The organism is Streptomyces sp. RLA123 (assembly GCF_056270165.1).
In genome coordinates, this window is the sequence record NZ_JBWDOR010000003.1 from 1859084 (window position 1) to 1872204 (window position 13121).

Annotated in this window: 10 protein-coding genes; 4 read left to right on the top strand and 6 right to left on the bottom strand. The window is 72.7% G+C overall.

Annotated elements, in window-relative coordinates:
• Positions 1-4: 4 nt before the first annotated feature.
• The gene (locus tag RV983_RS08405) at positions 5-1333 is read left to right on the top strand and encodes a diacylglycerol/lipid kinase family protein (RefSeq protein ID WP_475985153.1); all 1329 of its coding nucleotides are present in this window, start codon (positions 5-7) and stop codon (positions 1331-1333) included.
• Between the two features lie 290 nt (positions 1334-1623).
• Here the strand turns inward: RV983_RS08405 and RV983_RS08410 are convergent, their stop codons facing one another.
• From RV983_RS08410 to RV983_RS08430, 5 genes are all read right to left on the bottom strand, one after another.
• Positions 1624-2652 (bottom strand): LacI family DNA-binding transcriptional regulator, encoded by a 1029-nt coding sequence (locus RV983_RS08410; protein WP_475985154.1) that lies wholly within the window; start codon positions 2650-2652, stop codon positions 1624-1626.
• 13 nt (positions 2653-2665) lie between these two features.
• Positions 2666-3760 carry a rhamnose ABC transporter substrate-binding protein gene (rhaS, locus tag RV983_RS08415; protein ID WP_475985155.1) on the bottom strand — a complete coding sequence of 365 codons (1095 nt, stop codon included), beginning with the start codon at positions 3758-3760 and terminating at the stop codon, positions 2666-2668.
• A 126-nt stretch (positions 3761-3886) separates the two neighbouring features.
• Positions 3887-4954, bottom strand: coding sequence for an ABC transporter permease (locus tag RV983_RS08420; protein WP_475985156.1), 1068 nt, complete (start codon positions 4952-4954; stop codon positions 3887-3889).
• Entirely contained in the window at positions 4947-6002 is a 1056-nt protein-coding gene (locus RV983_RS08425) for an ABC transporter permease (protein ID WP_475985157.1), read from the bottom strand. The genes RV983_RS08420 and RV983_RS08425 overlap by 8 nt, the downstream gene beginning before the upstream one ends.
• On the bottom strand, positions 5999-7519 hold the full coding sequence (locus RV983_RS08430) for a sugar ABC transporter ATP-binding protein (protein ID WP_475985158.1): 1521 nt from the start codon (positions 7517-7519) through the stop codon (positions 5999-6001). Before RV983_RS08430 ends, RV983_RS08425 begins: the two co-directional genes overlap by 4 nt.
• A 290-nt stretch (positions 7520-7809) precedes the next feature.
• Between RV983_RS08430 and rhaI the strand changes: the two genes are divergently transcribed.
• From rhaI to RV983_RS08445, 3 genes are all read left to right on the top strand, one after another.
• Complete coding sequence (gene rhaI, locus RV983_RS08435; protein ID WP_475985159.1) at positions 7810-8976, top strand: L-rhamnose isomerase; 1167 nt, start codon at positions 7810-7812, stop codon at positions 8974-8976.
• Between the two features lie 52 nt (positions 8977-9028).
• The gene (locus tag RV983_RS08440; protein ID WP_475985160.1) at positions 9029-11074 is read left to right on the top strand and encodes a bifunctional aldolase/short-chain dehydrogenase; all 2046 of its coding nucleotides are present in this window, start codon (positions 9029-9031) and stop codon (positions 11072-11074) included.
• Between the two features lie 97 nt (positions 11075-11171).
• Positions 11172-12677, top strand: coding sequence for a rhamnulokinase (locus RV983_RS08445; protein WP_475985161.1), 1506 nt, complete (start codon positions 11172-11174; stop codon positions 12675-12677).
• A 7-nt stretch (positions 12678-12684) separates the two neighbouring features.
• Here RV983_RS08445 and RV983_RS08450 read toward each other — a convergent pair whose 3' ends face one another.
• Positions 12685-13098: a hypothetical protein gene (locus RV983_RS08450; protein WP_475985162.1), complete on the bottom strand. Its 414-nt coding sequence runs from the start codon at positions 13096-13098 to the stop codon at positions 12685-12687.
• Positions 13099-13121 lie beyond the last annotated feature (23 nt).

A 13121-nucleotide genomic window follows, 5' to 3' on the forward strand; every position in this document is an offset into this window, starting at 1 on the left:
GCGCATGGAACGTCCCGTCTCCCCCATCCGTCGTGCGCCGCGCCTGCTCGCCCGGCTCGCCCTGGCCGCCGGGGTCGCGGCACTGGCGCTGCCGGTGGTCCTCGCCGGACTGAAGAGCCTCCTGCTGGTGGCCGTGGGCCTGGCCGGCACCGGGATCACGGCGGCCGGCGTCTGGTGGGTGCTGACCCGGCGCGGACCGGTCAGGGTGCTGGCGGCGGCCCTGACCGTGGCGGCGCCGGTGGGGGTGCTCCTCTACTACGCCCACGCGGACCTGCTCTGGGTCGTCCTCGCGTCGATCGCGCTGTGGATCCTGGCCCTGACCTGCGGGCGCGCCGCGATGCGCGGGGCCGGACAGCAGGAACGGCACGTCCGCGAACGGCGGGCGTCCCCGCCGCGGCACCCGTTCCTGATCATGAACCCGCGCTCCGGCGGCGGGAAGGTCGCGCGCTTCGGCCTGAAGGAGAAGGCGGAAGCGCTGGGGGCCCGGGTGACCCTGCTCGACCCGGACCATCCGCAGGACGTGGCGGCGCTCGCCCGCGCGGCCGCCGACGAGGGCGCCGACCTGCTCGGCGTGGCGGGCGGCGACGGCACGCAGGCGCTGGTCGCGGCGGTCGCCGCCGAGCGCGGGCTGCCCTTCCTCGTGATCAGTGCGGGCACCCGCAACCACTTCGCCATGGATCTGGGGCTCGACCGGGAGGATCCGGCCGCCTGCCTGGACGCGCTCACCGACGGCGTGGAACTCCGCGTCGACCTGGGCTTCGTGGACGGCCGGCCGTTCGTCAACAACGTGTCCTTCGGCGCCTACGCGGTCGTCGTGCAGAGTCCGGCCTACCGCGACGACAAGGTCGGCACGATCCTGGAGATGCTGCCGGACCTGCTCACCCGGCGGTCCGGCAGCCGCATCACCGCGCGGGCCGGTGCGACCGTGCTCCACGGGCCGCAGGCGGTCCTGGTCAGCAACAACCCGTATCGCACCGGCGACCCGGCGGGGCTCGGCCGCAGGGACCGGATGGACACCGGCCTGCTCGGCGTGCTCGGGGTGACGGTCGACAACGCGGCGCAGGCGGCGGCCCTGCTGATGGGCCCGCAGGCCCCGGGGCTCACCGCCTTGACCGCCGGTCAGGTCATCGTCACCGCGGACACTCCGGGGATCGAGGCCGGTGTCGACGGCGAGGCGCTGGTCCTGCCCGTGCCCGTGCGCTGCGAGATCCGGCCGGGTGTGCTGCGCGTCCGCCTCCCGCGCGGCCGCCCGGGTGTCCCGGTCGCAGGGGCCCGCCTGGACTGGGCCCGGCTGCGCACACTCGCGCTGACCATGGGACGCACCGCGCCATGACAGCCCCCCACCCGGCCGACCGCGGCACCGCCGCGACAGAACCCACCTGCCCATGCCCATGCCCTGCGAGATCCGACCCGACGCACTGCGCGGCCACCGGGGTCTCCCCGTCGCAGGGCCCGCCCGGACTAGGCCCGGCTGTGCACACTCGCGCTGACCATGGGACGCACCGCGCCATGACAACCCCCCGCCCGGCCGACCGCGGCACCGCCGCGACGACCCTGCGGGTCGGGCCCACCGTGGGACGCGCCGCACGGCGGGACCGCACACCGCTGGACCGGTGAAACCCGTCAGCGTCTGACCAGGCTGGAGTCGCGGACGACCAGTTCCGGCTGGAGGACGACCTGCCGGTGCCGGTGGTCGCGGCCCTGCGGGTCGGTCTCCTCCAGGAGCATGCCGGCGGCCATCGCGCCCATGGTGACCGCGGGCTGCCGTACCGAGGTCAGCGGCACGGCTGCCGCCGCCGCGAACTCGATGTCGTCGTAGCCGACGATGGAGATCTCGCCGGGCACGCTCACCCCGGCCGCGTACAGCGCCTGCAGCACGCCGAGGGCGAGCAGGTCGTTGGCGCAGAAGACGGCGGTGGGGCGCTCGGCGAGGCCGAGGAGGCGGTGCCCCGCGTCGCGGCCGGACGCCACGTCGAGCCGCTCGGTGGGCAGTTCCCGCAGGACCTCCGCGGGCGCCCCGGCCTCGGCCAGCGCGGCGAAGGCGCCCGTGCGGCGGTCGCGGACCTGCTGGAGGTGGGCGGGTCCGCTGACGTACGCGATCCGGCGGTGACCGGCCGCCAGCAGATGGGCGAGCGCCATCCGGCCGCCGGCCACGTCGTCCACCGACACCGAGCACCCGGCGGCACCCTCCGACACCCGGTCCACCAGCACGAAGGGGATGCGATGACGCCGGAAGGCCGCCAGGTTCCCGGAGGTCCCGGCGTCGGCGGGCGTCACCAGGACGCCACGTACCCGCTGCTCGGCGAAGAGCGACAGGTACGCGGCCTCCTCCTGAGGGCTCTCGGCGCTGTTGCAGACCATCACGCCGAAGCCCGCGGCCCGGGCGGCCCGTTCGGCGCCGCGCGCGACGTCGACGAAGAACGGGTTCGCCATGTCGAGCACGAGCAGGGCCATGATGCGGCTGCGGCCCGCCCGCAACTGACGGGCCGACTCACTGCGCACGTACCCGAGCCGGGCGATCGCGCGCTGGACCCGGGCACGGGTCCCCTCGGGAACCGAGTCCGGCCGGTTGATCACATTGGAGACCGTGCCCACGGAGACTCCCGCCTCCCGGGCGACGTCCTTGATCCCCACGGCCCGTGCCCTGTCCATCACGCCGGCGCTCTCAGAACTTGAACTGGTCGACGTTGTCCTTGGTGAACACGGTCGGCTTGCCGAGCACCACCACACCGTCCTTGCCGATGGTGTAGCTGCCCAGGTCACCGGCCTTGAAGGTCTGTCCCTCGGCGCCGCTGATCTGGCCGGAGGCCAGTGCCACGGCCGCGTACGAGGCGAGCGAGCCGAGCTTGGCCGGGTCCCACAGCTCGAAGGCCTCGACGGTGCCGTTCTTGACGTACGACCGCATGTCGTTGGGCGTGCCGAGCCCGGTCAGCTTGACCTTGCCCTTGTACTTGGAGCCGGACAGGTACTGGGCGGCGGCCTTGATGCCGACCGTGGTCGGGGAGATGATCCCCTTCAGGTTGGGGTACTGCTGCAGCAGGCCCTGGGTCTGCTGGAAGGACTGCTGGGCGTCGTCGTTGCCGTAGGCGACCTTGACCAGCTTGACGTTCTTGTACTTGGGGTCCTTCAGCTCGTCCTTCATGAAGTCGATCCAGGTGTTCTGGTTCGTGGCGGTCTGGGCCGCCGACAGGATCGCGATCTCGCCCTTGTAGCCGATCTGCTCGGCGAGCAGCTGCACCTCGGTGCGGCCCAGGTCCTCGGAGCTGGCCTGGGAGACGAACAGGTCGCGGCACTCCGGCTTGGTGTCCGAGTCGTAGGTGACGACCTTGATGCCGTTCTTGCGGGCCTGGTTGAGCGCGGTGCACAGGGCGCCCGGGTCCTGGGCGGAGACGGCGATGGCGTTGACCTGCTGCTGGGTCAGGGTGTTGACGTAGGAGACCTGGCCGGCGGTGTCGGTGCCGCTGCTGGTGCCGACCTCCTTGTACGAGGAGCCGAGTGCGTCGAGGGCCTGCTTGCCGCCGTTGTCGGAGATGGTGAAGTACGGGTTGTTGACCTGCTTGGGCAGGAAGGCGACGGTCAGGCCCTTCTTGGTCGCCGCGCCGGGGTCGGCGCTCGCGGCCTGGGTGGCGGCACCGCTGCTGCTGCCGCTGTCCTTCGAGGAGTTCTTGGTGGTCCCCCCGCAGGCGGTCGCACCGAGGGCGACCGCCGTGGTGAGGGCCAGGACGACGGTGGCACGACGGGTGAGGGTTCTGCTGGACATGGTGATCCTTTCGCTGCCGGACGCGGGTACCGGAACACGGGGCTTGCGATGACGTGCGGGGGGAGGACATGCCGAGGAACGCTGAGGCGGCGAAGTGAGGTGCCCCAGAGCGGAGGTGATGTGACGTCAGGACGAGGCGAGCACGGCCGGTGCCCGGTCGGTGGCCCTCCTGCGGGCCCGGGACTGCGCGATCTGGCGGCCGATCCTCGGGGCGAGGACGGAGATCACCAGGAGCACGCCGGTGACGACGATCTGGGACTGGGCGGAGACGTTGAGCAGGCTCATCACGTTCTGGCCCGCGCCGAGCAGGAACACGCCGGCGATCGCGCCGCCGAGGGTGCCCTTGCCGCCGTCGAAGTCGATGCCGCCGAGCAGCACGCCCGCGATGACGGACAGTTCCAGACCGGTGGCGTTGTCGTACCGGGCGCTGGCGTAGTGCAGGGCCCAGAAGACGCCGGTGAGCGAGGAGACCACACCGGTCGTCACGAACATGGCCAGCTTGGCCCGCTTGACCCGTACGCCCGCGAACCGGGCCGCCTCTTCTGAGGCGCCGACCGCGAACAGCGAGCGGCCGAAGGGTGTCGCGTGCAGGACGACGACCGCGATCAGCAGCAGGACGGCGAAGGGGATCGCCGCGTACGGGACGAAGGTCCCGTCGATCCGGCCGGAGCCGAAGTCGAGGTACTGCTGCGGGAAGTCGGTGACGGAGTCGGCACCGAGAACGATCTGCGCGATGCCGCGGTAGGCGGCCAGCGTGCCGATGGTGACGGCCAGCGAGGGCAGTCCGAGCCGGGTCACGAGCAGGCCGTTGACCAGGCCGCACACCGCGCCGAGCAGCAGGCACAGCGGGATGATCGTCTCGATGGCCATGCCGCCGTTCCACATCGCGCCCATGGCCGCGCCGGACAGCCCCGCGGTCGAGCCGACGGACAGGTCGATCTCGCCGGAGACCACGAGCATGGTCATCGGCAGGGCGATGAGCGCGATCGGCAGCGTGTTGCCGATCAGGAACGACACGTTCAGAGCGTTGCCGAAGTTGCCGACGAAGGAGAAGGAGCAGATCAGCAGGACGATCAGCAGGGCACCCACCGCCGTGTCCCAGCGGACCGCGCCGCCGAGGCGGGAGCCGTGGGCCGGGGCGGACGCGGCGGCCGGGACAGGGGCCGGGGCGGCGGCCTTGGTGGTCTCAGGCATGGTGGGCACTCCTCATCTGTGCGGCCCGCTTGCGGAGGACGCCGGCCACCCGCAGCGCCAGGATCCGGTCGACGGCGATGGCGAGCAGCAGCAGGACGCCGTCGATGGCCAGCACCCACACCGAGCTGACGCCGAGGGACGGCAGGACGCTGTTGATCGAGGTCAGCAGCAGGGCGCCGAGCGCGGCCCCGTAGACGGTGCCGGAGCCGCCGGTGAAGGCGACACCCCCGACCACGACCGCGCTGACGACGGTGAGTTCGTAGCCGTTGCCCGTGCCCGAGTCGACGTTGCCGAAGCGGGCGAGGTACAGCGCGCCGGCCAGTCCGGCGAGCGCGCCGCACACCACGTAGGCGATCAGGATGCGCTTGCGGACCGGGACACCCGCGAGCCGGGCGGCCTCCGGGCTGGAGCCGAGCGCGTACATGTCGCGCCCGCCCCGGTAGCTGCGCAGGTAGTAGCCGACCGCGACGAGGACGGCCACCGTCAGCAGCGCCAGGTACGGGACGACCCACACGCCGTCGTGCCCGAAGTCGGTGAAGCCGGCGGGCAGGTCGCCCGCGGTGATCTGGCGGGAGCCGACCCAGATGGAGTCGATGCCCCGGATGATGTAGAGGGTGCCCAGGGTGACCACCAGGGCGGGGACCTGACCGAGGCTCACCAGGAGGCCGTTCAGGGCGCCGAAGAGCACTCCGAGCGCGACCGCGAGGAGCACGGCGACCAGCGGGCTGCCGCCGCCGTGCAGGTAACTGCCCGCGGCGAAGGCGGAGATGCCGAGGACGGAGCCGACCGACAGGTCGACGTTGCGGGTGATCACCACCATGGCCTGGCCGATGGCCACGAGCACCAGGATGGTGGCGTTGAGCAGGAGGTCCTTGACGCCCTGCTGGGACAGGAACTGGGAGTTGTAGAGCTGGGTCGCCGCCAGCATCACGACGAGCACGCCGAGCACGGCGAGAGCGCGGAGCCTCAGCGCCCGGTCCAGGAAGCGCCGGGACGCGGCCGGCGCGTCCTGCGCGACCGGCTGCACGGTGTCTGCGGTCACGGTCACGCCGCCCTCCTCGCGCGGCCCGTGGCCGCCGCCATCACGGTCTCCTCGGTCGCCTCGGACCGGGGGATCTCGGCCGTCAGCCGGCCCTCGTGCATCACCAGGACGCGGTCGGCCATACCGAGGATCTCCGGCAGGTCGGAGGAGATCATCAGGACGGCGACGCCCTCGCCGGCGAGCCGGGACAGCAGCCGGTGCACCTCCGCCTTGGTGCCGACGTCGATGCCGCGGGTGGGCTCGTCCACGATGAGCACCTGGGGAGCGGTGGCGAGCCACTTGGCCAGCACGACCTTCTGCTGGTTCCCGCCGGACAGGGTGCCGACGACGTCGGCCAGGCGTGCGTACTTCACCTGGAGCCGTACCGCCCAGTCCACCGCGCGGCTGCGCTCGGCGCTGCGGCTCATCAGCCCGGCCTTCGACGTGGCACCGAAGCCGGTGAGGCCGATGTTGCGCTCGATGGACATGTCCATCACCAGGCCCTGGGCCCGGCGGTCCTCGGGGACCAGTGCGAGGCCGGCGGCCATGGCCAGGCTCGGCGCCCCGGCGCGCAGGGCGCGGCCGTTGACGACGACCTCGCCCGCGTCCCGGCGGTCCACGCCGAAGACGGCGCGGGCGACCTCGCTGCGGCCGGCGCCGACCAGTCCGGCCAGTCCGACGATCTCGCCGCGCCGGACCTCGAAGGAGACGTCGGTGAAGACGCCCTCGCGGGTCAACCGCCGCACGTCGAGGGCCACATCACCGATCTCGGTGGCCTGCTTGGGGTAGAGCTCGTCGAGGTCGCGGCCGACCATGCGGCGCACGAGGTCGTCCTCGGTCAGCCCGTCGACGGGCTCGCTGGCGATCCAGGCGCCGTCCCGCAGGGTCGTGACCCGCTGGCACAGCGCGAAGATCTCCTCCAGCCGGTGGGAGATGAAGAGCACGGCGGCGCCCTGCTCGCGCAGCGACTTGACGACCCCGAAGAGCCGGGCGACCTCGCTGCCGGTGAGCGCGGCCGTCGGCTCGTCCATGATCAGCACGCGGGCGTCGAAGGAGAGCGCCTTGGCGATCTCCACCAACTGCTGGTCGGCGATGGACAGTCCGCGCGCGGGCTGGTCGGGGTCGAGGTCGACGCCCAGGCGCTCGAAGAGCTCGGCGGCCGAGCGGCGCACCGCCCGGTGGTCGACGCGGCCGAAGGAGCGGAGCGGCTGACGGCCGACGAAGATGTTCTCCGCCACCGACAGGTCGGGGAAGAGCGTCGGTTCCTGGTAGATGACGGCGACCCCGGCGTCGCGGGCGTCCCCCGGGCCGTGGAACTCGACCGGCCGGCCGTCGAGCAGCACCGTGCCCGCGTCCGGCCGGTGCACTCCCGCGAGTGCTTTGATCAGTGTCGACTTCCCGGCGCCGTTCTCGCCCGCGAGGGCGTGGGCCTCGCCGGCGTACAGCCGGAGCGAGACGCCGCGCAGAGCGCGGACGGCACCGAAGGACTTGCTCACCCCCTCCAGTGCGAGCACCGGAGTCGTCTCCGGTTCGGGGTGCGTCATTGCGCCCTCCAGACATGAAATGTTTCAACGGAGTTGCCGGGAAGCTAGCTCCGCCCGTCGCGTGCGTCAAGAGTCGCCGCTGCCCCCAGCTGACCTGCGGGCTCTCCAAACGCCCCGGTGGGGGCAGGAGGCGCGCCGTGCCATCAGCGACAACCCCGTTGATGACACGATTCAATAACGGGTCGGCCGGTACTGCGCACCCCTTGACGTCAACCCGGGGGCATAGATAGCTTCGCAGCGGAATGAATCGATTCACTGATGAGCGATTCCCTGGACCCCAAGAGGTGACCATGCCTGACTTCGCTGCCGTCAAGGCCGCACTCGCTGCCCAGCGGATCGAGACGCCCTCGTGGGGCTACGGCAATTCCGGCACCCGGTTCAAGGTCTTCGCCCAGGCCGGCGTCCCCCGCGACCCGTACGAGAAGCTGGACGACGCCGCCAAGGTCCAGGAGTTCACCGGTGTCGCCCCCGTCGTCGCGCTGCACATCCCGTGGGACAAGGTCGATGACTACGCCGCCCTCGGCCGCCACGCCGGCGACCGCGGACTGGAGCTCGGCGCGATCAACTCCAACGTCTTCCAGGACGACGACTACAAGCTCGGCAGCGTCTGCCACCCGGACGCCGCGGTCCGGCGCAAGGCCGTCGGCCACCTGCTGGAGTGCGTCGACATCATGGACGCCACCGGCTCCCGCGACCTCAAGCTGTGGTTCTCAGACGGCACCAACTACCCCGGCCAGGACGACATCGTCGACCGTCAGGACCGGCTGGCCGAGGCGCTGTCCGAGGTGTACGCGCGGCTGGGCGACGACCAGCGCATGCTGCTGGAGTACAAGCTCTTCGAGCCCGCCTTCTACACCACCGACGTCCCCGACTGGGGCACCGCGTACGCCCACTGCCTCAAGCTCGGGCCCAAGGCACAGGTCGTCGTCGACACCGGGCACCACGCGCCCGGCACCAACATCGAGTTCATCGTCGCCTTCCTGCTGCGCGAGAAGAAGCTCGGCGGCTTCGACTTCAACTCCCGCTTCTACGCCGACGACGACCTGATGGTGGGCGCCGCCGACCCCTTCCAGCTCTTCCGGATCCTGCACGAGGTGGCCAAGAACGGCGGCTTCGCGCCGGAGACCGGCGTCGCCTTCATGCTCGACCAGTGCCACAACATCGAGGCCAAGATCCCCGCGGTCATCCGCTCGGTGATGAACGTCCAGGAGGCCACCGCCAAGGCACTGCTGGTCGACCTCGACGCGCTGCTCGCCGCCCAGCGGTCCGGCGACGTGCTGGCCGCCAACGCCGTGCTCATGGACGCCTACAACACCGACGTGCGCCCGCTGCTGCGCGAGGTGCGCGAGGAGCAGGGCCTGGCCCCCGACCCGGTCGCCGCCTACCACGCCTCCGGGTGGCAGCAGCACATCGTCGCCGACCGCGTCGGCGGCACGCAGGCCGGATGGGGCGCGTAGGCCCTGGTCCCGCCGTACGTCCCCGACCCTCACCTCCCCGAAGGACACCCGCATGGCACCCGCCACCCACCCGGAAGTCGCCGCCCTCCTGGAGCGCGCCCACCGCCTGGGCGCCGACCCCCGCAACACCAACTACGCGGGCGGCAACGCCTCCGCCAAGGCCACCGAGACCGACCCCGTCACCGGCGGCCCCGTCGAGCTGATGTGGGTCAAGGGCTCCGGCGGCGACCTGGGCACGCTGACCGAGGGCGGCCTCGCCGTGCTGCGCCTGGACCGGCTGCGCGCGCTGACCGCCGTGTACGCGGGGCCCGAGCGCGAGGACGAGATGGTCGCCGCGTTCGACTACTGCCTGCACGGCAAGGGCGGCGCCGCACCGTCCATCGACACGGCCATGCACGGCCTCGTCGACGCCGCCCACGTGGACCACCTGCACCCCGACTCCGGCATCGCGCTCGCCTGCGCCGCCGACGGCGAGAAGCTGACCGAGGAGTGCTTCGGGGACAAGGTCGCCTGGGTCCCCTGGCGCCGTCCCGGCTTCCAACTTGGCCTGGACATAGCCGAGATCAAGGAGGCGCACCCGGCGGCGGTCGGCGTCGTCCTCGGCGGCCACGGCATCACGGCCTGGGGCGCCACCGCCGAGGAGTGCGAATCCAACGCCCTGTGGATCATCCGCACCGCGGAGGAGTTCCTGGCCGGCCACGGCAAGGAGGACCCCTTCGGCGCGCCGCTGCCGGGCTGGGAGCCGCTGCCGCAGGACGAGCGCCGCGCCCGCGCCGCCGCCCTCGCCCCGGTGCTGCGTGCCGTCGCCTCCCAGGACCGGCCCCAGGTGGGCCACTTCACCGACTCCGCGCCGGTGCTGGACTTCCTCGCGCACGCCGAGCACCCCCGCCTCGCCGCGCTCGGCACCTCCTGCCCCGACCACTTCCTGCGCACCAAGGTCCGGCCCCTAGTGCTGGACCTGCCCCCGACGGTCCCGCTGGAGGAGGCCGTGGCGCGCCTGGAGGAACTGCACGCCGCGTACCGGGCGGAGTACCAGGCCTACTACGACCGGCACGCCGCACCCGACTCCCCGGCGATCCGCGGCGCCGACCCGGCGGTCGTGCTCGTCCCGGGCGTCGGCATGTTCAGCTACGGCAAGGACAAGCAGACCGCGCGCGTCGCGGGCGAGTTCTACGTCAACGCGATCAACGTGATGCGCGGCGCCGAGGCGGTCTCCACGTACGCGCCGATCCCCGAGTCGGAGAAGTTCCGCATCGAGTACTGGGCACTGGAGGAGGCCAAGCTCCAGCGCATGCCGAAGCCCAAGCCGCTGGCCGGCCGCATCGCGCTGGTCACCGGCGCCGGTTCGGGCATCGGCAAGGCCATCGCCCACCGCCTGTCCGCCGAGGGCGCGTGCGTCGTCGTCGCGGACCTGAACGCGGACGGCGCCCAGGCCGTCGCGGCGGAACTGGGCGGCCCGGACAAGGCGGTTGCCGTCCCCGTGGACGTGACGCGGGAGGAGCAGATCACCGCGGCGTTCGACGAGGCGCTGCTCGCCTTCGGCGGCGTGGACCTGGTGGTCAACAACGCGGGCATCTCCATCTCCAAGCCCCTGCTGGAGACCACCGCCCGGGACTGGGATCTCCAGCACGACATCATGGCCCGCGGCTCCTTCCTCGTCTCACGCGAGGCGGCCCGGGTGATGGTGCGGCAGAAGCTCGGCGGCGACATCGTCTACATCGCCTCCAAGAACGCGGTGTTCGCCGGCCCCAACAACATCGCCTACTCCGCCACCAAGGCCGACCAGGCCCACCAGGTGCGGCTACTGGCGGCCGAGCTCGGCGAGCACGGCATCCGCGTCAACGGCGTCAACCCCGACGGCGTGGTCCGCGGCTCCGGCATCTTCTCCTCGGGCTGGGGCGCGCAGCGCGCGGCGACGTACGGCGTCCCGGAGGAGAAGCTCGGCGAGTTCTACGCCCAGCGCACCATCCTCAAGCGGGAAGTGCTCCCGGAGCACGTCGCCAACGCGGTCTTCGCCCTCACCGGCGGGGACCTCACCCACACCACGGGTCTGCACGTCCCGGTCGACGCCGGAGTGGCGGCGGCCTTCCTGCGCTGACCCGCGCCGAACGGGGAGCCGGGTCCCGCGGACGCACCCGCGGAACCCGGCTCCCGTCCAATCCCCCCACCACCACCGATCATTCGAGGACCTCCACGTGCCATTCGCCGCCATCGATCTCGGCGCCACCAGCGGCCGCGTCATCCTCGGCCGCGTCGCGCGGGACGACCTGTCCCTCACCGAGGTGCACCGGTTCGCCAACACGCCGGTGCGCCTGCCCGGCGGACTGCACTGGGACGCGCTCGCCCTCTTCCAAGGCGCGCTGGACGGACTGCGCCGGGCCGCCGAGCAGTCGGACGGCGTCACCTCGGTCGGCATCGACACCTGGGCCGTCGACTACGGCCTCCTCGACTCGGACGGCGCCCTGCTGGGCAACCCGTTCCACTACCGCGACACCCGCACGGACACCGTCGCCGAACGCGTACGGGAGGAGATCGGCGCGGAGCGGCTGTACGGGCTGACCGGGTTGCAGCACCTGCCCTTCACCACCGTCTACCAGCTCGCCGCCGCGTCGGGCACCGCGCAACTCGCCGCCGCGCGCACCCTGCTGCTCGTCCCCGACCTGCTGACCCACTGGCTGACCGGCACGATCGGCGCCGAGGAGACCAACGCCTCCACCACCGGACTGTTCGACGCCCGCACCGGCTGCTGGTCGGCGGAGCTCGCCGAGCGGATCGGCCTCGCGCCCGGGCTGCTGCCGCCGCTGCGCGCACCGGGCGACCCCGCGGGCACGCTGCTCCCCCACGTCGCCGCCGCCACCGGCCTGCCGGAGGCGACGGCGGTGGTCACCGTCGCCTCGCACGACACCGCGTCGGCGGTGGCGGCGGTCCCGGCCACGGAGCCCGGCTTCGCGTACATCTCGTGCGGCACCTGGTCGCTGGCCGGCCTGGAACTGGAGGCGCCCGTGCTCTCCGAGGCCTCCCGCGCCGCCAACTTCACCAACGAGCGCGGGGTGGACGGCACGATCCGCTATCTGCGCAACATCATGGGCATGTGGCTGCTGGAGGAGTGCCGGCGCACCTGGGCCCGTCGGCCGTCCGGCGCGCCGTCCCTCGCCGCACTGCTCGACCAGGCCGCCGCCGCACGGCCGTTCGCCGCCCTCGTCGACCCCGACGACCCCGCCTTCCTGCCGCCCGGCGACATGCCCGCCCGCATCCGGGACTTCTGCGTCCGTACCGGCCAACGGCCGCCCGAGAGCCCCGGCGCCGTGGTCCGCTGCATCCTGGAGAGCCTGGCCCTCGCCCACCGCCGCACGCTGCGTCAGGCGGCCGAGCTCGCCGGCCGCGAGATCACCCACGTCCACCTGGTCGGCGGCGGATCCCGCAACGAACTGCTGTGCCGGCTCACCGCCGACGCCACGGGCCTGCCGGTCGTCGCGGGCCCCGCCGAGGCCACCGCCCTGGGCAACATCCTCGTCCAGGCCCGCGCTCACGGCCTCGTCGGCGACGGCCTTCCCGCCATGCGCGCCCTCGTCGCCGCCACCCAGCCGCTGCGCCGCCACGAACCGGGCGGGGACACGGCGGCCTGGGACGCGGCCGAGACGAGGGTGGAAGGATTCGCCGCGGCGCGAACGAGCCGGGTGTCCCGCCTCGACGAGGTCTGAACCCCCGTCACGGACCCTCGGCGCCCGCGTCCCGCGCTCGCACGGCCGCGGCCGCCTCCAGCAGGGACCAGCCGTCGACTTCGATCGGCCCCCGCTCGTCCGGCCGCCACCCGCGGGCCAGTGCAACGTCGAGCAACGCCCGGACGGCGCCGGGCTCGTGCAGGTTCAGGCCCGCCCCCCGGCTGAAGCCCACGTCCCCGGAGCCGAGGGGTGCCCCGCCCGGGACGTACCGGCCGGGGCCCTCGGCGAAGACGATGCGCAGCGGGCCGCCGGAACCGGCCGGCTGCGGGGACAGAGTGAGCGTCTCACAGCAGTCCACGGCGCGGCCGTCGTGGTCACTCCGGTGGCGGTGGCGCATCGACCACTGGTACACGCGTCCGTCGGCGACCAAGCGGCGCGACGTCTTCGAACGGCGAGGCACGCACCGAGGATACGCGCCGCGCC